Consider the following 24573-nt stretch of genomic DNA (forward strand, 5'->3'; position numbering starts at 1 on the left):
ATCAGCAGCACTGCTGGCCCGATCAGCCGTTCTGGCCGTGACTGGCCAGGAACGCAACAAAACCGGCCTCGTCAAGCACCTCAAGCCCCAGTGACTCGGCCTTGGTGAGCTTCGAGCCTGCCGCTTCACCGGCAACGACGCAAGCGGTTTTCTTGGACACGCTGCCAGCCACCTTGGCACCCAGTGCCTCCAGCTTTTCCTTGGCTTCACTGCGGGTCATCTCGGTCAGGGTGCCGGTCAGCACCCAGGTCTGTCCATCCAGCGGTCTTGCGTCGGCATCAGCGGCCACCTCTTCTTCCTGCCACTGCACACCGTTGGCCTCCAAGGCAGCGATGGTCTCCTGGTTATGAGGCTGATCAAAGAAGCTGCGTACATGTCCGGCCACGATGGGGCCAACATCAGGCACCGCCTGCAAAGCCTCTTCATCGGCCTCGGCCAGGGCCTCCAGGGTACCGAAGTGCCTGGCCAGCCCCTTGGCGGTGGCCTCACCCACTTCACGAATACCCAGTGCGTAGATGAACCGCCACAGCTCCGGCGTCTTGCTGGCATCGATGGCGGCGATCAGGTTGCTGGCGGACTTGTCCCCCATGCGCTCCAGCCCCAACAGGTCGGCCTTGCGCAGGGTGTAGATGTCCGCCACGGTCTTCAGCAACTCCCGATCCACCAGAATGTCGATCCACTTGTCGCCCAGCCCTTCGATGTCCAGCGCCTTGCGGGAGGCGTAATGGCGGATCGCCTCCTTGCGCTGGGCCGGACAGAACAGGCCACCGGAACAGCGGGCCACGGCCTCGCCCTCCACCTGGATCACGTCGGAGTCACACACCGGGCACTGGTCCGGCAGCTCAATCTCCGCGGCATTGTCAGGGCGCTTGTCGGCCACCACTTTAACCACCTGGGGAATGACATCACCCGCACGCCGAACGAACACCGTATCGCCGATGCGCACATCCAGACGGCGGATCTCGTCCATGTTGTGCAGGGTCGCATTGCTCACCGTTACACCGCCGACAAACACCGGCTTCAGGCGGGCAACCGGCGTCACCGCGCCGGTCCGCCCCACCTGGAACTCGACATCCTCGAGCACCGTCAGCGCCTCCTCGGCGGGAAACTTGTGGGCGATGGCCCAGCGTGGGGCACGGGAGACGAAACCAAGCCGACCCTGAAGGTCCAGGCGATTGACCTTGAACACAATGCCGTCGATTTCATAGCTCAGGTCCGCCCGCTTGGCGAGCAGGTCCTCATAGGCTTGCAGACAGGCTTCGACACCGTCGGCAAGCCGCATTTCCGGGTTGGTGCGAAAGCCCCACTCCCGCACCTGGTGCAGGCAATCCCATTGGGTCTCCGGCAACACCCCGTCATCCGGCACCGCCACACTGTAGGCGCACATCTCCAGTGGCCGGCGGGCAGTAACCTTAGGGTTCTTCTGGCGCAGACTGCCTGCGGCGGCGTTGCGGGGGTTCACGAAGGTCTTCTCGCCCTGCTCCGCCAGACTCTTGTTGAGCCGCTCGAAGCCGGCCTTGGGCATGTACACCTCACCACGCACTTCAAGCTGGTCCGGCACCTGCTCCCCTCTCAGTTTCAGCGGCACCGAGGGGATGGTACGCACATTGCCGGTGATGTCCTCGCCAACGTAGCCGTCGCCCCGGGTGGCCGCCCGGGTCAACACGCCATTCTGGTAGTGCAGGCTGACCGCCAGACCATCCAGCTTGGGCTCACACACGTACTCGACCGCCTCGTCCGTCTCCAGGCGATCGTGGATGCGGCGATCAAACTCGCGCATTTCGTCTTCATCAAAGGCGTTGTCCAGCGACAGCATGGGGATGCGGTGGGTGACCGACTCAAACGTGGTGTCACCGCCGGCACCAACCCGCTGGGTGGGAGAATCGGAGGTAACAAGTTCGGGATGCTCCGCCTCCAGTGCCTGCAACTGACGGAACAGCCGGTCGTACTCCACGTCGGGTATGCCGGGATCATCCAGCACGTAGTAGCGGTAGTTGTGATCATCAATCTGCCGTCGCAGTTCATCCATCTGCTCGGCTACGCTGGGTTCGCCTTGGGTCATGGTGTATTCCTGAAACTGAATCAAAAACGCCCGGGGGTCCCGGGCGTTGTTTGGCCATCGCGCGCTCAGTGCGGTCGCGACCGCCGCTTGCGTTCGTATTCGCGGATGCGCTGCCGACAGTGTTCGATGGTCTGGCCGGTCATGACGCTGCGACGTTCATCCTTGAGCTCCCCGCCCAGATTGTGCACCACACACTGGGCGGTCTCCAGCATGAAATCGAACGCCTGCAGGGCATTGGATGGTCCAGGCAGACTCATGAAGAAGCTGATGCCCGGCGTGGACTGTTGCGCCATGTCCGCCGGGCTGAAGGTGCCGGGTTCCACGGCGTTGGCGACACTGAACTGCACCGGGCTGCGGGTATCCGAAGACTCATGACGATGGTAGATCCCCATATCGCCGTGCAACAGGCCGCAGGCATCAAACAGCTTGCGCAGTGCGCCACCCTGAAAATCGCTGTCGGCCTTGGCCAGCACATTGATCACAATGACTTCCTGAGCCTCGGGACGGTTGGCGCCGGCCGGCGGCTGGTCCGGATCGGCCGCCGGCCGGCGGGCGGTATCCTCCTCCACATCGCTCAGCTCCCCGGCTGCGGGTGCCGTCTGTGGCTCTGGCTGCACGTCGTCCGTCTGCATCGGCTCGGGTTCGGACTCAGGCTGGGGTTCGGCTGTCGACTCATCGTCGAGCGCGCTCCAGCCGCTCTCCAGTGCCTCGTGCTCTTCTTCCCGGGGCCAGGGCTCCTGCGGAATCTCCTGCTCCTGCTCCGGCTCGCTGGCTGGCGGGGCTTGGGAGTCACTCTCTGCGGTATAAACCGGGCGAGTCGGCTTTGGCGTGGGTTTGCCGAACCGGCTCTTCGTCGATTTCTTGACGTAGCCACGCTCTTCCAGGGTATCCCGGGAGATGGTTCTGGCCCCACCGTTGGGCAGCTCCGGATTGAACTCCTCGTCCAGTGGCGACTCCTCAAGCTCGTTGGCGCCCATGCCGGATGAAATGGCCATGGACTCCTTACGGGCACGGCGCATGCGACGGAGACCGTCGATAACAATACCAAGAATAACCAGGGTACCTATGGCTATTAACCATTCCCTAAGTGACATAATGACGCTGTCCTGTCTGCAATCCGCTGATCGTCGATACTCTATGAAAAGCCCGCAATGAATACAACGCGCCACCGGGCCAGATGGCGTGATTGTCATAATATTGGCGTTTGCTCAGGCCTCTGCCAGCGCGGCCGCCTCTTCCACATCCACCGACACCAACCGGGAGCATCCCGGCTCATGCATGGTCACCCCCATCAACTGGTCCGCCATCTCCATGGCGATCTTGTTGTGGGAGATGTAGATAAACTGTACATGCTGAGACATCTCTTTGACCATATTGGCGTAACGACCCACGTTGGCATCGTCCAGCGGCGCATCCACCTCATCCAGCATACAGAACGGTGCCGGATTGAGCTGGAAGATGGAAAACACCAGGGCGATGGCGGTCAGCGCCTTCTCACCACCGGACAGCAGATGGATGGTGCTGTTTTTCTTGCCGGGAGGGCGGGCCATGATGGCCACACCGGTTTCCAGCAGGTCCTCACCGGTCAGTTCCAGATAGGCGTTGCCTCCCCCAAAGACCTTGGGAAACAAGGCCTGCAAACCACCATTGACCTGATCGAAGGTCTCCTTGAAACGCTGGCGGGTCTCCCGGTCGATCTTGCGGATGGCATTGTCGAGGGTTTCCAGCGCTTCCATCAGGTCTTCATGCTGGCTGTCGAGGTAGGTCTTGCGCTCACTCTGAACCTGGTACTCCTCAATCGCGGCGAGGTTGATGGCACCCAGGCGCTGGATGCGGGCGGCAATTTTCTCCAGCTCCTCGGCCCAGTCCTTTTCAGTGGCCTCCTCCGGCATCGCCTCAAGCACATCCCGCAGCCGGACATTGAGCTCCTGCAGCTGTTCCACATGGTTGCCGGCACGGATTTCCAGCGCCTGGCTTTCCATCTTCAGTTTTTCCAGCTGCCCGCGAACGTCCTGGATTCGGTGCTCCGCTCCACCACGGCCCTGCTCTTTCTCCCGCACTTCCCGGTCGATGTCTTCCAGCGCATCCCGGGCCCGGGAAAGCTTTTCTTCCTCTGCCAGGCGCCGCTCCAACAGGCCTTCCAGCTGCATCTGCAGGTCTTCCAGCGGCTCTTCGGCGCTCTCCCGGGTTTCCCGCAGCACGTCCACCCGCTCTTCCAGGCGCTCCTTCTGCATCTGCATCCGCTCGATGGTCTGCTTCAGGCCGTCCCGCTGGCTGTGCAGGGACTGCAACTGCAGTTGCAACTGGTGGGCGTGATCCCGGTCGTGACGGGCATCCTGACGTAACCGGTCGAGGTTTTCCCGCAGCCGGTCGCGCTGTTCCAGCAGGCGCTCTTTTTCCTCGTCACTGTCTTCGCTCTCGGCCAGGGCCAGTTGCCATTCCTCGCGCTGCTCATCAAGCTGTTCGCGCTGTAGCACCTGCTGCTCGGCGACGTCTTCGATGTCGTCCCGGATGCGCTGCAGGCGGGCATCGATCTGTTCACTGCGGGCCCGCAGGGCGCTGATCTGTGATGCCAGACCGGAGCGCTCCCGGTCGGCGTCCGCCAGACTGGCCTGAGCCTCCTCGCGTTCGGCTTCCATCCGCTCCTGGGCTTCCTGGGCCTGCAGCAGGCGCTCTTCGCCATCCGCCAGAGCGGTCTCGGCCAGATCAAAGTCCGACTGCAGCTGCTCCAGTTTGTTCTGGCGCTCCAGTACCCCCATCTGGCCGGCATCGGAGTCCGGCATGCGCAGCCAGTGGCGAGCCAGCCAGATGCCCTCCCGGGTGACGATGGACTCTCCCGGCGGCAGTTGATCACGCTGTTGCAGTGCCTGCTCCAGGGAGTCGGCAGTGCGGATCGCCGCCAGCATGGTGGTCAGGCCACCGGCCTGGCCAACCTGATCCAGCAGGGAGCCTGGCCTGGCACCGGCGTCTGCGTCGGTGGTGACCAGGGCCACGCCTTTGGGCGCACCGGCTAACGCCTGCTCCAGGGCGCTCATATCAGCCACGCTGACCGCCTGGCTGAACTGCCCCAGAACCTGCTCAACGGCAAATTCCCACCCTGGTGTGATGGACAGCTGTTGCGCCATCCGCGGCAGATCAATCAGCCCATGCTCGGTCAGCCACTGCTGGAGTGGCTCATCGCCGCTGCCAAGCTGCTCATCCAACAGCGCCTGCTGGGAATCCAGCGTGGCCCGAAGGGTCTGGGCACGCTGGCGCTGCTCCACCACCACCTGGTCGGCGTCCCGCAACTGCTGACGGACCTGCTGGTAGCGATCGTTGATGCTTTCGATCCGTTCGGCGGCCTCTTCCCGCTGCATCAGCAGGGTCTCTTCCTGTTCCTGCAGCAACTCCAGCTCTTCCCGGTCAAGCTGACCTTCCAGCAGTGTCTGCTCTTCGCTCAGGCGTTGCTGTCGCTGGCGCAGCTGCTCGATGGCATCTTCCAGTGAGCGAATGCGCGACTGCGCCAGCTCCGCCTGCCGCCGGGCATCGGAGGACCGGGCACTGAACGCCTCCCACCCCTGCTGCCACTCGGCCATGGCCTCTTCCGCCTGCTGCAACTGCTCGCCGGATTCCTCGGAGCGCATCGACAAGGCTTCCTGCTCCGGCTCCAGCATGTCAATTTCTTCCTGAATGCCGGTCAGCTTGGCTTCGTCCTGTTCCAGTTCACGGGTCAGCTCGCGCTGGTTGGCGAGCGCCTGATCCAGTTCGGTTGCCGCCTGGCGACCGCGTTCGCGCTGATGCTCCAGGCTCTGTTCAATGCGGGCAATGTCGGCGCCGGCCTCATAGTAGCGGGCCTGGGCCTTGTTGAAGTGTTCGGTGCGCTCGTGATGACTCTCCCGCAACGATTCCAGGGAGGACTCCAGGCTCACCCGCTCCGTCAACAGCCGTTCCAGTTCCAGTTCGGTTTCGCTGATCTTGCCGCGCCAGGTCTGCAGGTCGCTATCCAGTGACTGCCATCGCAACGCCGTCAGTTCGGCTTTCTTCTGCCGCTCTTCCTGTTTGTAGGCTTTGTACTTTTCCGCTGACTGGGCCTGGCGCTTGAGGTGCTGAAGCTGACGATCCAGCTCCTCCCGCAGGTCCGTCAGACGCTCAAGGTTCTCCTGGGTGCGGCGGATACGGTTCTCGGTTTCACGACGACGCTCCTTGTACTTGGAGATACCGGCCGCTTCCTCGATGTAAACCCGCAGCTCCTCAGGCTTGGCCTCTATCAGGCGCGAGATCATGCCCTGCTCGATAATGGCGTAACTGCGAGGCCCCAGCCCGGTGCCCAGGAACAGATCGGTGATATCGCGACGCCGGCATTTGGAGCCGTTGAGGAAATACTCGGACTGGCCCTCCCGGGAGACCCGGCGTTTGACGGAGATTTCAGCGAACTGCGCAAACTCCCCCGGTGCCGAACCATCGCCGTTGTCGAACACCAGTTCGATCGACGCCTGACCCACGGGTTTGCGGGCACTGGAGCCGTTGAAGATCACGTCTGTCATGGATTCGCCGCGGAGGTACTTGGCGGAACTCTCGCCCATAACCCAGCGCACGGCGTCGATGATGTTGGACTTGCCACAGCCGTTTGGCCCGACCACGGCGGTCATGTTGGTCGGGAACGGTACCGTGGTCGGGTCCACGAAGGATTTGAAACCAGCCAGTTTGATCGATTTGAGGCGCATGTCGGTAGTCTTCGTTCTCTAGGCGAGTCAGGCAACCGGTGGCAGGCCGGTCGTGGGCCGGTTCAGGCGGTCGTTTCCTGTTCCAGAATGGCCAGTACCTGGCGGCGCTGGTGCTCACCAAAACGGCGAATGGCCGCATCCAGCGCATCGGCATCGCCCTGCTGCACAGCAACCGTCAGTTCCTGCAGGAACTGCTGGGTATTGTCGGTGCCCCCCTGGTATCCCTCCATGGCCACGTAGTAGGTGCGGCTGATGGCAGGACGGAAGTTCTCCAGGGTTTCCTCCAGAAAGGGGTTGTCCACCAGGCCATAGGCATAGCGCATCAGCCCGAAGCCGGCGTCCACCACGCGGCGGATACCGTCATCATCCGACGGCCCGGCAGTCTGTTTCAGGGTGCGCTGAAGCTCATCCATGGCCGCAAACAGGCCGGCCAGGTCTTCCGCCGACCACTGCTCCAGCACCTTGCGGCCCAGCATGCACAGCAACTCGATATAGATGTCATACAGACTGTTGACCAGAGAGGGTGTCAGCCGGGACACCACCGCTCCCCGACGCGGAAAGATCTCCACCAGGTAGCGACGTTCAAGAATCAGCAGCGCCTCACGCACCGAGCCGCGACTGACATCCAGCTCACCGGCAACCTTGAGTTCCTGAACCCGCTCACCCGGCGCCAGCACACCGGTAATAATGCGCTGGCCAAGATGTTGGGCGATCTGTTCGGAAAGACTTTCCGGTGCCTGGAACTGCATGGGTCTGAACGCTGTCCTTTGAATAATTGGCCAACCCGGTTGGCGGGCGTCATGTTTTTGCCGGATGCCGGCGAAACCAGCTCCGATAGTGGGCGGCAAGTGTACCACAGCCAGGTTTCGGCCCCAGTGCCTGGGGCAATTTTTCCGCCGGCAAGACTGGCGTCGGTTTTCTGCCACCCTGCTCCGGCAATGTGCCGCCGGTTTTGCGTCAAATAACCGTCAACCGCCCCTGAAAATCCTTGGAAGCCTATCAATACCCGGACTTACCAGGCTGATAATAATGCCTTATTTGGTACTGGCACAAAGTCTGCTTTAACAGGAGCAGATCACTTCGAGGATGTACCATGTCGAGCAAACACACCCCCAGCATTGCCCGTATCAGCAAGGCCACGGACCAATTGGCCAACTTGCGGCAAGCCACCACGGAATGGCAGCAGAGCGACAACCCCCTGCTCCGTTTGAGTCGGCGCCTGGGGACCACCCTGATCCTGGATCAGCAGGTGGCGATGTTTGCCGACAGCCTCAAGGAGCTGGTCGAGTATGACCAACTGACTTACCGGCACCGCATCGGCCGTCAGGAGATGGTGTTCAGCATCGGTCTCGGTGGCCAGCACCACTGCGAGTACCGCCTCAACCTGGAAGGCGAAAGCTACGGTCTGATCACCATCAACCGCCGCCGTCGTTTTGCCGAAGAGGAGCTGGCCGCCATCGAGCAGCTGCTGTCGGTGGCAATCTGCCCGATCCGCAACGCCTGCCAGTTTGCCGCCATGCAGCAAACCGCCCTGACCGACGCCCTGACCCGCGTACCCAACAAGCGGGCGCTGGACGAGTCACTGCTGAAGGCCTGCTCCAGCGGCGACCGCCACGGCGAAGAGTACAGCCTGATTCTGTGCGATCTGGACCACTTCAAACGGGTGAACGACACCCACGGCCACATCATTGGCGATCACCTGTTGCAGGAAGCCGCCGCGCAGATTGAACAGGCCATCCGCGGCTCTGACGGCCTCTTCCGCTTCGGCGGCGAGGAATTCGCCATCCTGCTGCCCCACACCACCGAGAACGATGCCCGTCTGGTCGCCGAGCGCATCCGCGCCCGGGTATCGAGTTTCTCACTCAATTGCGGCGAACAGAACGTTGCCATTACCTGCAGCCTGGGGGTCGCCACCCGCCAGAAAGGCGAAGACACGGAACAGTGGCAGGCACGGGCCGACGAGGCGCTCTATCGCGCCAAATCCCGCGGCCGCAACCAGACCCGGGTGTCGGACCGCATTATCTGAGCTAGCGCGGCTTGCGACTGGGCTTGCCCCGACCCTTGCCGCCCTCTTTAGCGGACGACGGCCGGGTACCGCTGACCTGCCACTTAGCGCCGCTACGACGGGCAGACTTGGGCGGCTGCTTCCGGCGCTGGCGATCCTGGGCGGCCTTCTCCCCCGGCGTTTTGGCCGGAATCGCCACCGACTCCAGACCCACCGAGCGACTGAGGTCGTCTACCGCCTTCTGACCGGCTTCTTCCCAACGCCCCACGGACAACCGGCTGGGCAGGAAGATCGGTCCATAGCGCACCCGCTTCAGGCGACTGACTCTCACCCCCTGGGATTCCCACAGGCGTCGCACCTCCCGGTTACGCCCTTCCATCAGGGTGACGTGGAACCAGCGATTCAGCCCGCTGCCACCGGCTTCGGCAATGTCGCTGAAGCGGGCCATACCGTCTTCCAGCAACACCCCCTCCTTGAGTCGCGCAATCATCGCTTCATCCACTTCCCCGAAAATACGTACGGCGTATTCCCGGTCGATTTCGTGGGATGGGTGCATCAGGCGATTGGCCAGCTCACCATCGGTGGTGAACAGCATCAGCCCGGTAGTGTTGATGTCGAGCCGGCCTACCGCGATCCAGCGCTGGTCCTTCAGTCTCGGCAACCGGTCAAACACCGTCGGCCGGCCTTCCGGGTCCTGACGCGAGGTGACTTCGCCCTCGGGCTTGTTGTAGACCAGCACCCGGCGGGTCACTTCCGCGGCGGAACTGAGATCCACCCGCCGACCGTCAAGCTCGACCCGGTCTTCGGTGGTGGCCTTCTGGCCGGTGATGGCCGCCTCGCCGTTGACCTTGATGCGGCCCTCGGCGATCCAGGACTCGATTTCCCGACGGGAACCCAGGCCGGCTCGGGCCAACAGTTTCTGCAGCCGCTCCGGGCCGGTAGTGGCCGGTTCAGCAGCCTTGGGCCGGGAATGTTGTGATGACATGAATCGTTACCTTCGTCGATCGGGCCGGGGCGACATTGCCCCGGCGGTGGTAGTCAGTATGATTGCGGCGGGCGATCAGTGCAGCGTCGGGTCTGGCTCTGCGGTGCCGGCACCCGGTTCATTGGCCGCCTGATCCGGAGCGTCCCCGGCGGCGGCATCAAACTGGATCTCGCCCTGCATGTTGCGTTCGATCTCCCGACCGATGTCTTCCAGATCCCGCACCTCGGACAGGGGCGGTAACTGATCCAGACTGCGGAGATTGAAATAGTCCAGAAACTGGCGGGTGGTGGCGTACATCGCCGGTCGACCGGGCACATCCCGATGACCCACCACGCGAACCCATTCCCGCTCCATCAGCGTTCGCACAATGTTGCTGCTGACGGTAACCCCCCGGATTTCCTCTATCTCGCCCCGGGTGATGGGCTGGCGGTAGGCAATCAACGCCAGGGTTTCCAGCAGGGCCCGGGTATAGCGCTGCGGTTTTTCCTCAAACAGCCGTGCAACCCACGGCGCGTACTCTTCCCGCACCTGCAGACGGTAGCCACTGGCCACCCTGCGCAGCTCGAAGCCGCGGCCCTCACAGGCCTCTTCCAGCCGCGCCAGTGCATGCTCCAGGGCCTGCCGCGTGGGACGGTCGTTCTCGGGGAACAACGCCACCAGCTGATCCATGGACAGCGGCTTGCCGGCTGCCAGCAGGGCCGCTTCGACAATGGCCTGCAGCCGTTGGATGATTTCTTCAGTCATAGCTCTTGGATCGTCTGTCGGGCGGCTAGTCCACCGCCCTCGCCCGTACATGAATGGGGCCCAGCACCTCGGCCTGGACCACCTCGATCAGCTGCTCCTTGACCAGCTCCAGCGTCGCCAGGAAGGTCACCACCACTCCAAGCCGGCCTTCTTCCGGGGTAAACAGCGCCTCGAAGCTGACAAAGCGCTCGCCACTGAGCGCCGAGAGGATTGCCGACATGCGCTCCCGGGTGGACAGCTTCTCCCGTTCGACCTGGTGGCTGGTGAACAGGTCCGCCCGTTTCAGCACACCCTGCAACGCCAGCAGCATCTCCCTCATCTCCACATCGGGATGAGGCTGGCTGCTGGGCAGCTTGGGCAGCGCCGCCGAGCCGGAAAAGGTATCCCGCTCCTGCCTGGGAAGCTGGTCAATGTCTTCCGCTGCCTTCTTGAAACGCTCGTACTGCTGCAGGCGGCGGATCAGCTCGGCACGGGGGTCCAGCTCTTCCTCGTCTTCACTCTCCTGGCGAGGCAACAGCATCCGTGACTTGATCTCCGCCAGGGTCGCCGCCATGACCAGGTATTCCGCCGCCAGCTCAAAGCGCATGGCCTCCACCACCTCGATGTATTCCATGTACTGGCGGGTGATTTCGCTGACATCGATATCGAGGATGTCCATGTTCTGCCGCCGAATCAGGTACAGCAGCAGATCCAGAGGCCCTTCGAACGCCTCCAGGAACACCGCCAGCGCATCCGGCGGAATGTAGAGATCCTTGGGAAGGTCGACCAGCGGTTTGCCGGCCACCAGTGCCACGGCATCTGACGCCTCCGCCGCTTCCGGCTCGGCGCCTGCCGCTGCACTGTGCTCACTGGCCAGCTCTTCAGTCATGGGGTATCCAGGTTGAAAAATCGGTTAGCGGTAACTCAGGCCCATGGCCGTGCGCACCTCTTCAAGGGTATCGCGGGCGGCGTCCCGCGCCTGCTCGCAGCCTTCCTCAATGATTGAGCGCACCAGATCCGGACTGTCTTCGTACTCACGCGCCCGCTCATGCAGCGGCCGCTGCTCCTCGACAATGGCGTCGATCAGTGGCTTCTTGCAATCGAGACAGCCGATACCGGCACTGCGACAGCCCTGCTGTACCCACGCCTGGGTGGATTCATCGGAGTAGACACCGTGCAATCCCCACACCGGGCATTTCTCCGGCTCCCCCGGATCGGTGCGCCGCACCCGCTGCGGGTCGGTCTGCATGGTGCGGATCTTCTGCGCAACGGCGTCGGGCTCTTCTCTCAGACCGATGGTGTTGCCGTAGGACTTGGACATCTTCTGGCCGTCCAGCCCCGGCATTTTGGATTCCGGCGTCAGCAATGGCTGAGGTTCCGGCAAAATCACCTTCCCGCCACCCTCAATATAGCCATACAGGCGCTCCCGGTCGCCCAGGGATATGTTCTGTTGCTCTTTAAGCAGCGCACGGGCGGTGTCCAGCGCCTCCAGATCGCCCTCTTCCTGATAGCGTTTCTTGAGATTCCGGTAGAGCTTGGCGTTTTTCTTGCCCATCTTGACGATGGCACTCTCCGCCTGCTCCTCAAACCCCGGCTCACGGCCGTACAGGTGATTGAACCGTCGGGCGACTTCCCGGGTAATCTCAACGTGGGACACCTGATCCGCGCCAACCGGCACTCTGCCGGCCCGGTACATCAGGATGTCGGCGCTCTGCAGCAGCGGGTAGCCCAGGAAACCGTAGGTGGCCAAATCCTTCTCACGAAGCTTTTCCTGCTGGTCCTTGTAGGTGGGCACCCGTTCCAGCCAACCCAGCGGGGTGATCATCGACAGCAACAGGTGCAGTTCGGCGTGTTCAGGCACTTTCGACTGGATAAACAGGGTGGACGAGCCAGGATTGACGCCGGCCGCCAACCAGTCGATCACCATATCCCAGACGCTGTTCTCGATCGATTCGGGGTTGTCGTAATTGGTCGTCAGCGCGTGCCAGTCCGCAACAAAGAAAAAGCACTCATACTCATGCTGGAGCTTGACCCAGTTCTTCAGCACACCATGGTAATGACCAAGGTGCAGTTTGCCGGTCGGACGCATTCCTGACAGCACACGTTGCTGGGAATCAACAGAACTCAATGCATGGACTCCTTACATTTCGGGATCTTGGCGAAACAGCGGACGAACAGTCAGCACTTCTTGCTGCCATCTTACTGGATCGGGCCTGGAAAAAGGCAGACCGACCATTATAGACGGTTGTATGCGCGAGGTTAACGCCGGCACGCCCATGAAGGAACCCCAGAAAGCAGAAAACCCCCGCAGTCCGGGCCAGCCGGGCTGCGGGGGTTTCTGGTCAGTGCACCGACGCTGTTACCAGCCGGTCACTTCCTTCAGTGCGTCACCGATGTCAGCCAGGCTGCGTACGGTCTTAACACCAGCGTCTTCCAGAGCAGCGAACTTCTCGTCCGCAGTACCCTTACCACCGGCAATGATGGCACCGGCGTGGCCCATGCGCTTGCCAGGAGGCGCAGTCACACCGGCGATGTAGGATACCACCGGCTTGGTGACGTTGGCCTTGATGAAGGCCGCGGCTTCTTCCTCGGCGGTACCGCCGATCTCACCGATCATCACGATTGCCTCGGTCTGCGGATCTTCCTGCAGCAGCTTGAGGATGTCGATGAAGTTGGAGCCCGGAATCGGGTCGCCACCGATACCGATACAGGTAGACTGGCCGAAACCGTGGTCAGTGGTCTGCTTGACCGCTTCGTAGGTCAGAGTACCAGAGCGGGACACGATACCAACCTTGCCCGGCTTGTGGATGTGACCCGGCATGATGCCGATCTTGCACTCGCCCGGCGTGATCACGCCCGGGCAGTTCGGCCCGATCATGCGAACGCCCTTCTGATCGACGTACTCTTTGGCGTACAGCATGTCGATGGTCGGGATGCCTTCGGTGATGCAGACAATCAGCTCGATGCCAGCGTCTGCCGCTTCGACGATCGCGTCTTTACAGAACGGCGCCGGTACGTAGATCACAGTTGCGGTTGCGCCAGTCTTTTCAACGGCTTCGCGAACGGTGTTGAACACCGGCAGGCCCAGGTGCTCGGTTCCGCCTTTACCGGGGCTGACACCACCAACCATCTGGGTGCCGTACTCGATGGCCTGCTCAGAGTGGAAGGTGCCCTGGGCACCGGTGAAACCCTGGCAGATGACTTTGGTGTCTTTGTTGATCAGGACGCTCATTACTTACCTCCCGCAGCTTTAACGACTTGCTCTGCAGCATCCGTCAGGCTGGTTGCAGCGATGATGTTCAGGCCGCTCTCTGCGAGCACTTTGGAGCCCAGTTCGGCGTTGTTACCTTCGAGACGGACAACCACGGGAACCTTCACGCCCACTTCCTTGACCGCACCGATGATGCCTTCAGCAATCATGTCGCAACGAACGATGCCGCCGAAGATGTTTACCAGAACCGCCTGAACCGCGTCGTCAGACAGGATGATCTTGAACGCCTCGGTGACACGCTCTTTGGTCGCGCCGCCACCTACGTCGAGGAAGTTGGCCGGCTGGCCACCGTGCAGCTTGACGATGTCCATGGTGCCCATGGCCAGGCCTGCGCCGTTAACCATGCAACCGATGTTGCCTTCCAGTGCCACGTAGTTCAGTTCCCACTTGGCCGCATCGGCCTCACGCTGATCTTCCTGGGAGGGATCGTGCATCTCGTGGACTTTCTTCTGACGGTACAGGGCGTTGCTGTCGACGTTGATCTTGGCGTCGAGGCAGTGCAGATCGCCTTCGTCAGTCACGACCAGCGGGTTCACTTCCAGCAGTGCCAGGTCGTGGTCTTCAAACAGTTTCGCCAGACCCATGAAGATCTTGGTGAACTGACCAATCTGCTTGCCCTGCAGGCCCAGTTTGAAGGCCAGCTCGCGACCCTGGTACGGCAGTGCGCCAACCAGCGGATCGACTTCGGCCTTGAGGATCTTCTCCGGGGTTTCTTCGGCCACTTTCTCGATCTCGACACCACCTTCAGTGGATGCCATGAACACGATACGACGGGTGCCACGGTCTACAACCGCACCCAGGTACAGTTCCTGATCGATATCGGTAAGGGACTCAACAAGAATCTTGCTGACCGGCTGACCGTTCTCGTCGGTCTGGTAGGTGACCAGGTTCTTGCCCAGCCAGTTCTCGGCGAAGGCACGGATTTCGTCCTTGCTCTTGACCAGCTTCACACCACCAGCCTTGCCGCGACCACCGGCGTGAACCTGGGCTTTCACAACCCAGCCGTCGCCACCGATTTCGTCCGCCGCAGCTGCCGCGTCTTTGGGGGTATCGCAGGCAATGCCCTTGGATACTGGCAGGCCGTACTCAGCAAACAGCTGCTTGGCCTGATATTCGTGCAAATTCATAGTTTTTGTCCCGCTTATTGATGGAGGATAACCATATACGGAATTTGAATCCGCCAGATCCTGTCGGCATCACACCCAGGGGTCTGATCACGACAGGTACCTGTACGCGAATCCGGTATGGCCCACGGGGGATCACCCCTGCCGGCCGGAACACGCTCGAGAACGCCACCTTAATGACAACGGGGCGCCGACTTTGGCGCCCCTGTTCTGCGAACTGCGTTACTTCTTCTTGCGACGGTTGGCGACGTGAATCGCCCCACCGTTGACCCCGAGGGCCGCCTCGTGGACGGATTCGGACAGGGTCGGGTGGGCAAAACAGGTCAGCGCCAGGTCTTCGGCGGTTGAGCCGAATTCCATCGCAATCACACCCTGGGCCACGATCTCGGAGGCCTGCGGCCCGACCACGTGGAAGCCCAGAATCCGGTCGGTCTTCTCATCGGCGATGATCTTGACCAGACCGGACGCTGCGTTGGCCGCCATGGCACGACCGTTGGCCGCGAACGGGAAGGTACCCACTTTGTAGGCCTCGCCCTCGGACTTGAGCTGCTCTTCTGTCTTACCGACCCAGGCCACTTCCGGCGCGGTGTAGATCACGTTCGGAATGCAGTCGTAGTTGACCTGCGGCTTGTGACCGGCGATGCGCTCGGCAACCATGACACCTTCTTCAGAGGCCTTGTGAGCCAGCATCGGTCCGCGTACCACGTCACCGATCGCCCACACGCCCGGAGCGTCGGTGCTGCAGGTTTCATCGACGAAGATGAAGCCACGCTCGTCCAGGTTAACGCCGGAGTCAGCCGCCAGCAGGTTGTCGGTGTTGGGGCGACGGCCCACAGCAACGATCAGCTTGTCGACCTTCAGCTCCTGCTCACCCTTGGTGTCTTCGTAGTTGACGTACACCAGGTTGCGCTTGACCGAGGTGCCAGTAACCCGCGCTTTCAGGTTGATGTTCAGGCCCTGCTTCTTGAACTGCTTAAGGGCGTCCTTGGCGACCTGCTGGTCAACCGCCGGCAGGAAAGTGTCCTGCGCTTCCAGCACAGTAACCTCGGAACCCAGACGCGCCCAGACGCTGCCGAGTTCGAGACCGATAACACCGGCCCCGATCACACCCAGGCGCTTGGGCACTTCGTCAAACTCCAGGGCACCCTCGGAGTCAACAATGAAGCCGTCTTTCAGCGGCGCCGGCGGGATCTCAATCGGGTTGGAACCGGTGGCGATGATGACGTTCTCGGCTTCGTAGGTCTTGGCCTTGCCATCATTATCTGTCACTTCCACCTGACGGTTCGCCAGCAGACGGCCACGGCCGTGCAGAGGGGTGACGCCGTTGGCCTTGAACAGCTGGGCAATACCGCCGGTCAGCTGTTTAACGATGCCGTCTTTGCGCTCCATCATCTTGCCAACATTGATATCGACGCCAGTGGCCTCAATACCCTGCTCGGCGTAATGGTCGCGGGTTTCCTCAAACTTGTGGGAAATCTCCAGCAGTGCCTTGGAGGGGATACAGCCCACGTTCAGGCAGGTACCGCCCAGTACCTGCTTGCCATCGTCTGAGGTCCAGTTTTCCACACAGGCGGTTTTCAGACCCAGCTGGGCCGCCTTGATCGCTGCCACGTAGCCGCCCGGGCCGGCACCAATGACGATAACGTCGTACTTGTCAGACATGTCTTATCCTGTTTTCCGATTCGTTGAGTAACGGTGGTGTAGACGCCCGCAGGCGTCAAACGTCCAGCAGAATCCGCGCCGGATCTTCCACCATCTCCTTGATAGCCACCAGGAACTGAACTGCTTCTTTTCCGTCGATCATACGGTGATCGTATGACAATGCCAGATACATCATCGGCAGAATCACCACTTCACCGTTCACCGCCATCGGACGCTCCTGGATCTTGTGCATACCCAGGATTGCCGTCTGCGGCGGGTTGAGGATCGGCGTGGACATCAGGGAACCGAACACACCACCATTGGAAATGGTAAAGGTGCCGCCGGTCATTTCTTCGATGCCGAGCTTACCATCACGGGCTTTGGTGCCATATTCGACGATTTTCTTCTCGATATCGGACAGACCCATGGCATCGGTGTCACGCAGAACCGGTACCACCAGGCCACGGTCGCTGGACACGGCAACGCCAATGTCCTGGTAACCGTGGTAGACCATGTCATTACCGTCGATGGAGGCATTCACCATCGGGAAACGCTTCAGCGCTTCGGTGGCCGCCTTGACGAACAGGGACATGAAACCGAGCTTGATGCCATGACGCTTCTCGAAGCCGTCCTTGTACTGCTTGCGCAGATCCATCAGCGGCTTCATGTTGACTTCGTTGAAGGTGGTCAGCATGGCGGCGTTCTGCTGGGCACTAACCAGACGCTTGGCAATGCTGGAGCGCAGACGGGTCATCGGTACCCGCTTCTCCGGACGCTCGCCGGCAGCAACCGGGGCGGCTGGTGCAGCGGCAGCTGCCGGCGCAGCGGCAGGGGCAGACTTGGCGCCGTCAACGTGCTTCTGAACGTCTTCCTTGGTCACCAGGCCATTCTTGCCGGTGCCCTGGATAGCGGACGGGTCAACGCCCTTCTCTTCCGCCAGCTTGCGGGCCGCCGGACTCAGCACTGCATCACCGCTGGCCGCTGCAGGCGCCTGTTCGGCTTCCGCCTTCTCGGCCGGCGCGTCTTTGGACTCGGCAGCCGGAGCGGAGCCAGCTGCACCTTCCTTGAACTTGGCAATGACTTCGCCGCTCTCGACGGTATCGCCTTCACCCTTGATCACTTCCTCGATTACACCGTCAGCCGGAGCAACCACTTCGAGGACGACTTTGTCGGTTTCGATATCGACGATCAGCTCGTCCCGGGAACAGGCCTCACCAGGCTGCTTGTGCCAGGTCGCGACGGTGCCTTCAGCAACCGACTCGGGAAAAACAGGGGCTTTTATTTCAGTTGACATCTCGGATCCTTAGTTCGGTAGCTCGTCAGATTTCAAACGCGTCGTTAACCAACTGCTTCTGCTCCTCGATATGAACCGAGGTGTAACCACAGGCAGGGGCAGCTGACGCCTCACGACCGGCATACTGGAGGTACAGCTTGGGATTCAGGCGCTGGAGCGCATTGCGCATATGGTGCTGACTGCAATACCAGGCGCCCTGGTTCATCGGCTCTTCCTGACACCAGACCACGTGCCTGAGCTTGGTGTAGGAGGCCAGAAGTTCATCCAGATCGTCCGCAGGGAACGGGTACAGCTGCTCGATACGAACAATGGCCACGTCCTCGCGCTCATCTGCTTTCTTCTTCTCGAGAAGATCAAAATAGACCTTGCCACTGCACAGGATCAGGCGCTTCACCTTCTTCGGATCAGTCGGCTCTTTTTCCGGCAGTACAGTTTGGAAGGTGCCTTCGGTCAGGTCGTCCAGACCGGAGGTGGCTTCCTTGTGGCGCAGCAGACTCTTCGGCGTGATCGCCACCAGCGGCTTGCGCAGCGGACGCTTCACCTGGCGACGGAGCATGTGGAATACCTGCGCCGGCGTGGTCGGCACACACACCTGGATGTTGTGCTCGGCACACAGCTGCAGGAAGCGCTCCAGACGGGCCGAGCTGTGCTCTGGACCCTGACCTTCGTAGCCATGGGGCAACAGCAGGGTCAGGCCGCAGAGGCGTCCCCACTTGTGCTCACCACTGGTCAGGAACTGGTCAATCACCACCTGGGCACCGTTGGCGAAATCACCAAACTGCGCCTCCCAGACGATCAGGGCGTCCGGCGTGGTGGTAGCGTAACCGTATTCGAACGCCATGACTGCTTCTTCAGACAGCAGCGAGTCGTAGATATCGAAATCCGGCTGGTTCTCTTTGAGTTGCTGCAACGCAATGTGAGTCGAACCGTCTTTCTGGTTATGCAGCACGGCGTGACGGTGGGAGAAGGTACCACGCCCCACGTCCTGACCAGTCAAACGAATCGGGTGGCCTTCGTTCAGCAGGGTGGCGTAGGCCATCACTTCGCCATAACCCCAGTTGATCGGCAGAGCACCCGCCGTCATCTTGCTGCGGTCATCGACAATCTTGGAGACCTGACGCTGTACCGAAAACCCTTCCGGTACCCGGGAGATCTTCTTGCCCAGACGCTGGATGGTTTTGAGCGCCACACTGGTTTTGCACTTGGCGGTCCACTCATGACCCAGGTACGGCGACCAGTTCACATAGAGCTCGGTGTTGGGCTCTTTCACCAATGACTTGACCACGTGCTCGCCGTTATCCAGCGCATCGCGGTAATCCAGCTCCATCTGCTTGGATTCATCGGCGCTGATCACGCCCTTCTCCTGCAGCTGAGTGGCGTAGAGATCACGAGTGGTTTTCAGTTTGCGGATCTTGTCGTACATGATCGGCTGGGTTGCCGATGGCTCGTCAGCCTCGTTATGGCCACGACGGCGGTAGCAAACCAGATCGATAACTACGTCATGCTTGAACTCATGACGGAAGTCCATCGCAATCTGGGACGCGAACAGCACGGCTTCCGGATCGTCGGCATTAACGTGCAGGATCGGCGCCTGAACCATCTTGGCGACGTCGGTGCAATATTCCGTCGAACGGGCATCTTCCTGCTTGCTGGTGGTGAAGCCGACCTGGTTGTTAATGACGATGTGGATGGTGCCGCCGACACCGTAACCACGGGTCTGGGACATCTGGAAGGTTTCCATCACCACGCCCTGACCGGCAAACGCCGCGTCACCGTGCATGATGATCGGCAGTACCTGGGTGCCATCCTGGTCGTCACGGCGGGTCTGACGGGCACGCACGGAGCCCTCAACCACCGGCGACACGATCTCCAGGTGAGACGGGTTGAACGCCAGCGCCAGATGCACTTCGCCACCCTCGGTCATCACGTTGGACGAGAACCCCTGGTGGTACTTGACGTCACCAGAGCCGGAGGCCGCCATCTTCTTGCCTTCGAACTCGTCGAACAGCTCCTTGGGATTCTTGCCCAGAGTGTTGACCAGCACGTTCAGACGGCCACGGTGCGCCATGCCCAAGACAATTTCCTTGGCGCCGTAACTGCCCGCACGCTGGATCAGCTCGTCCAGGCACGGAATCAGGCTTTCGCCCCCTTCCAGCCCGAAGCGCTTGACGCCGGGGTAACGGGAACCCAGATACTTCTCCAGGCCTTCCGCAGCGGTCAGTCGTTCCAGCAGGTGGCGTCGGGTGGTGACCTCGTAGTCCGGTTTGGAGCGAACCGGTTCCATGCGGCGCTGGAACCAGCGCTTGATGCGGGTATCCACCACATGCATGTATTCCGCGCCGATGTTGCCGCAGTAGGTTTCCTGCAGGCCATCGACGATATCGCCGAGCTTCATGGTTTCGGCGCCGAAATTCAGGGACCCGGTCTGGAATTCCAGATCACGGTCGGCGTCGGAAAGCTCATGGAACGACAGACTCAGATCTTCAACAGGCGGACGGACCATAACCCCGAGAGGGTCAAGCGTGGCCTGTTGATGGCCGCGGAAGCGGAATGCGTTGATCAGCTGGAGGACACGGATCTGCTTCTTGTCGGCGTCGGAGGTGGCGCTGGCCGGAACACCGTTGGCAGACAGGGCACGCTGGTTGCGTGAGATGTGTTCAAACTGTTCACGAATGGAAGAATGGTTGATGTCGGGACCCTGATGGCCGTCGACACTGGGCAGCTTGTCGAAATAGCTGCGCCATTCTTCGGGAACCGAATTGGGATCGGTCAGGTAGGTTTCAAAAAGCTCTTCAACATAGGCCAGATTTCCTCCCTGCAGGTGGGAAGTCTGCCATAACTGCTCCATTATGCTTTCATGCATTTTGAATAGCTCACCTTGGGCTGGTGCGAGGGAGCTAACTATGGTCGGCCAGGGGTATTGCACAGTCAATACGGGTTTTTACGGGATCGACTGTAGCCACCACAGCAAGCTCGGGCGATGCCCGGTCCTCGTGGTTTCTTATACTAAGTAAAGCCGCGACGAAACCTGTCAGGTCCACGTCACGGCTTTCGTAGTCTGAACCCCCTTACTACCTTTGACCATAAGCCTTTGGTTGAAGACCGCGCCCCGTTGCGCGGTCTTCGAGAGGGTCGCCAGCGAAATACCAGATCAGTATAGCCGGTCTTTGGCAGGCTGCAGCTTAGGTGGCGCGCTGCAGGAGCAGATTGCGGATGTGACCGATGGCACGGGTCGGGTTAAGACCCTTCGGACACACGCTGACACAGTTCATGATGCCACGGCAACGGAATACGCTGAACGGATCATCAAGACCGGCCAGACGCTCAGCCTGAGCCGTGTCACGGCTGTCCGCCAGGAAGCGGTATGCCTGCAACAGACCCGCCGGGCCCACAAACTTGTCCGGATTCCACCAGAAGGACGGGCACGAGGTGGAACAGCAGGCACACAGAATGCACTCGTACAGACCGTCAAGCTTCTCACGATCCTCCGGCGTCTGCAGGCGCTCGATGGCCGGCGGCGGCGTATCGTTGACCAGGTAAGGCTGAATCTTCTCGTACTGCTTGTAGAACAGACTCATATCCACCACCAGATCACGAATGACCGGCAGCCCCGGCAGCGGGCGCAGAACCAGCTTGTCGTTCTTGACCACCTGGGAGAGCGGCGTGATACAGGCCAGACCGTTCTTGCCATTCATGTTCATGCCGTCGGAACCGCACACCCCTTCGCGGCAGGAGCGACGATAGGCAACGGTGGAGTCACCTTCCTTCAACAGTGCCAGCACGTCCAGCACCATCAGGTCCTTGCCTTCAGGAATCTCCAGCTCCACGTCCTGCATGTAGGGCGCGTTGTCGGTTTCCGGGTTGTAACGATAGATGCTTACCAACATAACTGAATCCCCCCTTAGTACGTCCGAATCTTCGGCTCGAACGTGTCGACCGTCTTCGGTGCGAAGTTCACGTCGCGCTTGCCAACCCGCTGATCCAGCGGGAAGTACAGCGAGTGCTTCAGCCAGTTCTCATCATCACGCTCGGTAAAGTCGTTACGGGCGTGCGCCCCGCGACTTTCCTTGCGCTCGATGGCGGAAACGGCTGTCGCGTAGGCGACTTCGTAAAGGTTATCCAGCTCCAGCGCTTCAATACGTGCGGTATTGAACGCCTTGCTCTGGTCAGTCAGCTTGGTCTTGCGGACACGCTCGCCAATCTGCTTGAGCAGGTCCAGACCTTTCTCCATGCTCTCCCCGTCACGGAATACACCGAAGTAGAGCTGCATGCAGTTCTGAAGGTCCTTACGAACCTCAGCCACATCCTCACCTTCAGACGCACTCTCAAGACGATCCAGGCGAGCCATCGCGCGCTTGATCTCTTCCTCGGTGGCGTCGTCGGTTTCAAAGCCTTCGCTGAGCATCTGCTCAATGTGCAGACCCGCGGCCCGGCCAAACACCACCAGGTCCAGCAGCGAGTTGCCACCCAGACGGTTGGCGCCGTGGACCGACACACAGGCAGCCTCGCCGCAGGCAAACAACCCTTCGACGACTTCGTCTTCGCCGTTGTCGTTCTGGCCCAGAACCTGACCACCAACGTTAGTCGGCAGACCACCCATCATGTAGTGACAGGTCGGCACAACCGGCACCGGCGCCTTCACAGGGTCGACGTGAGCGAAGGTCTTGGACAGCTCACAGATGCCAGGCAGACGCAGGTTCAGAGTCTCTTCACCCAAGTGATCCAGCTTCAGCAGGACGTGATCCTTGTCCGGACCGCAACCACGGCCTTCAAGGATCTCCAGAACCATGGAGCGTGCAACAACGTCACGGCCAGCCAGGTCTTTGGCGTTTGGCGCGTAACGCTCCATGAAGCGCTCACCTTCGGAGTTGATCAGGTAACCACCCTCACCCCGACAGCCTTCGGTCACCAGTACGCCAGCGCCGTGGATGCCGGTCGGGTGGAACTGCCACATCTCCATATCCTGCACCGCGAAGCCGGCGCGCAGCGCCATGCCGATACCGTCACCGGTATTGATCAGGGCGTTGGTGGTGGAGGAGTAGATACGACCCGCGCCACCGGTGGCCAGAACGGTCGCCTTGGCCTTGATATAGGCCACTTCGCCGGACTCGATGTCGATAGCAACAACACCGACCACCTGGTTCTTGGCATTCTTGACCAGATCAACGGCGTACCACTCGTTCAGGAAGGTGGTACCGCCCTTCAGGTTTGCCTGGTACAGGGTGTGCAGCAGAGCATGACCGGTACGGTCGGCAGCTGCACAGGTACGAGCGGCCTGACCGCCCTTACCGAAGTCCTTGGACTGACCACCGAAAGGACGCTGATAGATACGGCCCTGCTCGGTGCGAGAGAAAGGCAGGCCCATGTGCTCAAGCTCGAACACAGCCTGGGGACCAACCGAACACATGTACTCAATGGCGTCCTGGTCACCGATGTAGTCGGAGCCCTTGACGGTGTCGTACATGTGCCAGCGCCAATCGTCATTGGGGTCAGCACTGGCGATCGCACAGGTGATACCGCCCTGGGCGGACACGGTGTGCGAACGGGTCGGGAATACCTTGGTGATACACGCGGTATTAACGCCAGACTCGGTCAGCTGCAGTGCGGCGCGCATACCTGCACCACCACCGCCGATCACAATGGCGTCGTAGGAAATAGTTTTGATATTAGCCATCGATTAAAGCCCCCAAAGAATCTGAACACCCCAGACGATGTAGACGAACATCGCGAGTCCGCACACCGCCTGAATCAGGAAACGCGGCGCCATGGCCTTGACATAGTCAGTGGTCACGGTCCAAAGGCCAACCCAGGCGTGAGCGCCCAGGGAGATCAGCGCCAGCAGACTGAAGATGCGGAACCAGGTCTGACCGAACAGGGCGGACCAGGACTCGAAGTTCACATCGGTGGTCAGAGCGAAACCGAGCATAAAGATTGTATAGAGGGCCAATACGTAGGCTGTCACACGCTGGATCAGCCAGTCATAGACACCGCTGCGACCGAGGTTCGTTACGCTGCTTACCATACCCAGACTCCTGCAAGAACGATGAGAATGACGGAGATGACGACCGTGGCCTTGGCGGCGAGTCGACCACTCTCCAGCTCTTCACCAATACCCATATCCATCAACAGGTGCTTGATTCCGGCTACCAGGTGGTACAGCAAGGCGGACAGGATGCCCCAGGCGATCAGCTTCGCAAGGAAGCCGTCCAGCAGTTCACTAACACGGGCGAAGCCTTCTTCCCCAGAAAGGGACACATCCAGACCGTACAGCATGAACGCAACACCAATAAAAATGATGATGCCGCTGATGCGGTGCAGTATTGACGTGATGGCTGGCAGTGGAAAATGAAACTTGCCGAGATCGAGATTAACTGGTCGTTTGCTATTCACAGCGCTCTCACACTCTCTCTTTACTCCGCGTTCCCGGGAACCCGGCGCGGATGGTTGGTATGTAAGGATTGTCGTGCCAATTCGTCGCGGATATACGACGTCAAAACACGGTTGGTTCAGGAGGGAGAAACCACCGCACACAGACGTCGTTGCAGGCGAAGTGGATTGGTATATCCCCGATTCCGGGCTACGGATTATAAGGAGTGGGCTCTGGAATTACAAACCGGCAACGTCGCCAGGGCCCGGTAGACAAGGGGATAGAGGACCGACGAAAGCCTAATTGCGAAATGCTGCGCTGCCGATGCCAGGGAGCGGACAAAACGGCGATCCGGACCGGCGGGCTGCCTTTGATTTTACTGGAATTCCGCGCACGTG

At 60.7% G+C, this 24573-nt stretch carries 18 protein-coding genes; 1 reads left to right on the plus strand and 17 read right to left on the minus strand.

All coding sequences use genetic code 11. The annotated features are described in order from the left end of the window. Positions 1–22 precede the first annotated feature (22 nt). The 4 genes from ligA to MLD24_RS03790 form a co-directional block, all read right to left on the minus strand. Positions 23–2062: an NAD-dependent DNA ligase LigA gene (ligA, locus tag MLD24_RS03775; RefSeq protein ID WP_248164235.1), complete on the minus strand. Its 2040-nt coding sequence runs from the start codon at positions 2060–2062 to the stop codon at positions 23–25. Positions 2063–2127: 65 nt separating this feature from the next. Continuing rightward, positions 2128–3156 (minus strand): cell division protein ZipA, encoded by a 1029-nt coding sequence (gene zipA, locus MLD24_RS03780; protein ID WP_248164249.1) that lies wholly within the window; start codon positions 3154–3156, stop codon positions 2128–2130. Between the two features lie 114 nt (positions 3157–3270). Continuing rightward, on the minus strand, positions 3271–6765 hold the full coding sequence (smc, locus tag MLD24_RS03785; RefSeq protein ID WP_248164252.1) for a chromosome segregation protein SMC: 3495 nt from the start codon (positions 6763–6765) through the stop codon (positions 3271–3273). Between the two features lie 62 nt (positions 6766–6827). Next, entirely contained in the window at positions 6828–7514 is a 687-nt protein-coding gene (locus tag MLD24_RS03790) for a GntR family transcriptional regulator (RefSeq protein WP_248164256.1), read from the minus strand. A gap of 344 nt (positions 7515–7858) precedes the next feature. Here MLD24_RS03790 and MLD24_RS03795 point away from each other — a divergent pair, with 344 nt between their 5' ends. Further along, positions 7859–8791, plus strand: coding sequence for a GGDEF domain-containing protein (locus tag MLD24_RS03795; protein WP_248164259.1), 933 nt, complete (start codon positions 7859–7861; stop codon positions 8789–8791). 1 nt (position 8792) lies between these two features. Here the strand turns inward: MLD24_RS03795 and rluB are convergent, their stop codons facing one another. The 13 genes from rluB to sdhC form a co-directional block, all read right to left on the minus strand. Then, complete coding sequence (gene rluB, locus MLD24_RS03800; RefSeq protein WP_248164270.1) at positions 8793–9755, minus strand: 23S rRNA pseudouridine(2605) synthase RluB; 963 nt, start codon at positions 9753–9755, stop codon at positions 8793–8795. A 75-nt stretch (positions 9756–9830) separates the two neighbouring features. Then, complete coding sequence (scpB, locus tag MLD24_RS03805) at positions 9831–10499, minus strand: SMC-Scp complex subunit ScpB (RefSeq protein ID WP_248164285.1); 669 nt, start codon at positions 10497–10499, stop codon at positions 9831–9833. 25 nt (positions 10500–10524) lie between these two features. Further along, complete coding sequence (locus tag MLD24_RS03810) at positions 10525–11367, minus strand: segregation and condensation protein A (protein ID WP_248164287.1); 843 nt, start codon at positions 11365–11367, stop codon at positions 10525–10527. Positions 11368–11391: 24 nt separating this feature from the next. Next, complete coding sequence (locus tag MLD24_RS03815; protein WP_227171362.1) at positions 11392–12606, minus strand: tryptophan--tRNA ligase; 1215 nt, start codon at positions 12604–12606, stop codon at positions 11392–11394. Between the two features lie 231 nt (positions 12607–12837). Beyond that, positions 12838–13710, minus strand: a complete 873-nt coding sequence (gene sucD, locus MLD24_RS03820; protein WP_227171363.1) for a succinate--CoA ligase subunit alpha — start codon at positions 13708–13710, stop codon at positions 12838–12840. Next, positions 13710–14876, minus strand: a complete 1167-nt coding sequence (sucC, locus tag MLD24_RS03825; RefSeq protein WP_248164290.1) for an ADP-forming succinate--CoA ligase subunit beta — start codon at positions 14874–14876, stop codon at positions 13710–13712. The genes sucD and sucC overlap by 1 nt, the downstream gene beginning before the upstream one ends. A gap of 219 nt (positions 14877–15095) precedes the next feature. Further along, on the minus strand, positions 15096–16535 hold the full coding sequence (lpdA, locus tag MLD24_RS03830; protein ID WP_248164292.1) for a dihydrolipoyl dehydrogenase: 1440 nt from the start codon (positions 16533–16535) through the stop codon (positions 15096–15098). Positions 16536–16590: 55 nt separating this feature from the next. Continuing rightward, on the minus strand, positions 16591–17808 hold the full coding sequence (gene odhB, locus MLD24_RS03835) for a 2-oxoglutarate dehydrogenase complex dihydrolipoyllysine-residue succinyltransferase (protein ID WP_227171366.1): 1218 nt from the start codon (positions 17806–17808) through the stop codon (positions 16591–16593). A gap of 25 nt (positions 17809–17833) precedes the next feature. Beyond that, positions 17834–20671, minus strand: coding sequence for a 2-oxoglutarate dehydrogenase E1 component (locus MLD24_RS03840; protein WP_248164295.1), 2838 nt, complete (start codon positions 20669–20671; stop codon positions 17834–17836). Positions 20672–20990: 319 nt separating this feature from the next. Then, positions 20991–21695, minus strand: a complete 705-nt coding sequence (locus tag MLD24_RS03845; RefSeq protein ID WP_227171368.1) for a succinate dehydrogenase iron-sulfur subunit — start codon at positions 21693–21695, stop codon at positions 20991–20993. A 14-nt stretch (positions 21696–21709) separates the two neighbouring features. After that, positions 21710–23482 carry a succinate dehydrogenase flavoprotein subunit gene (gene sdhA, locus MLD24_RS03850; protein WP_227171369.1) on the minus strand — a complete coding sequence of 591 codons (1773 nt, stop codon included), beginning with the start codon at positions 23480–23482 and terminating at the stop codon, positions 21710–21712. A 3-nt stretch (positions 23483–23485) separates the two neighbouring features. Beyond that, complete coding sequence (gene sdhD, locus MLD24_RS03855) at positions 23486–23830, minus strand: succinate dehydrogenase, hydrophobic membrane anchor protein (RefSeq protein ID WP_248164297.1); 345 nt, start codon at positions 23828–23830, stop codon at positions 23486–23488. Then, positions 23824–24198, minus strand: coding sequence for a succinate dehydrogenase, cytochrome b556 subunit (sdhC, locus tag MLD24_RS03860; RefSeq protein WP_227171371.1), 375 nt, complete (start codon positions 24196–24198; stop codon positions 23824–23826). Before sdhC ends, sdhD begins: the two co-directional genes overlap by 7 nt. Positions 24199–24573 lie beyond the last annotated feature (375 nt).

This window comes from Marinobacter xestospongiae (assembly GCF_023156385.1).
Taxonomy (GTDB): Bacteria; Pseudomonadota; Gammaproteobacteria; order Pseudomonadales; family Oleiphilaceae; genus Marinobacter; species Marinobacter xestospongiae.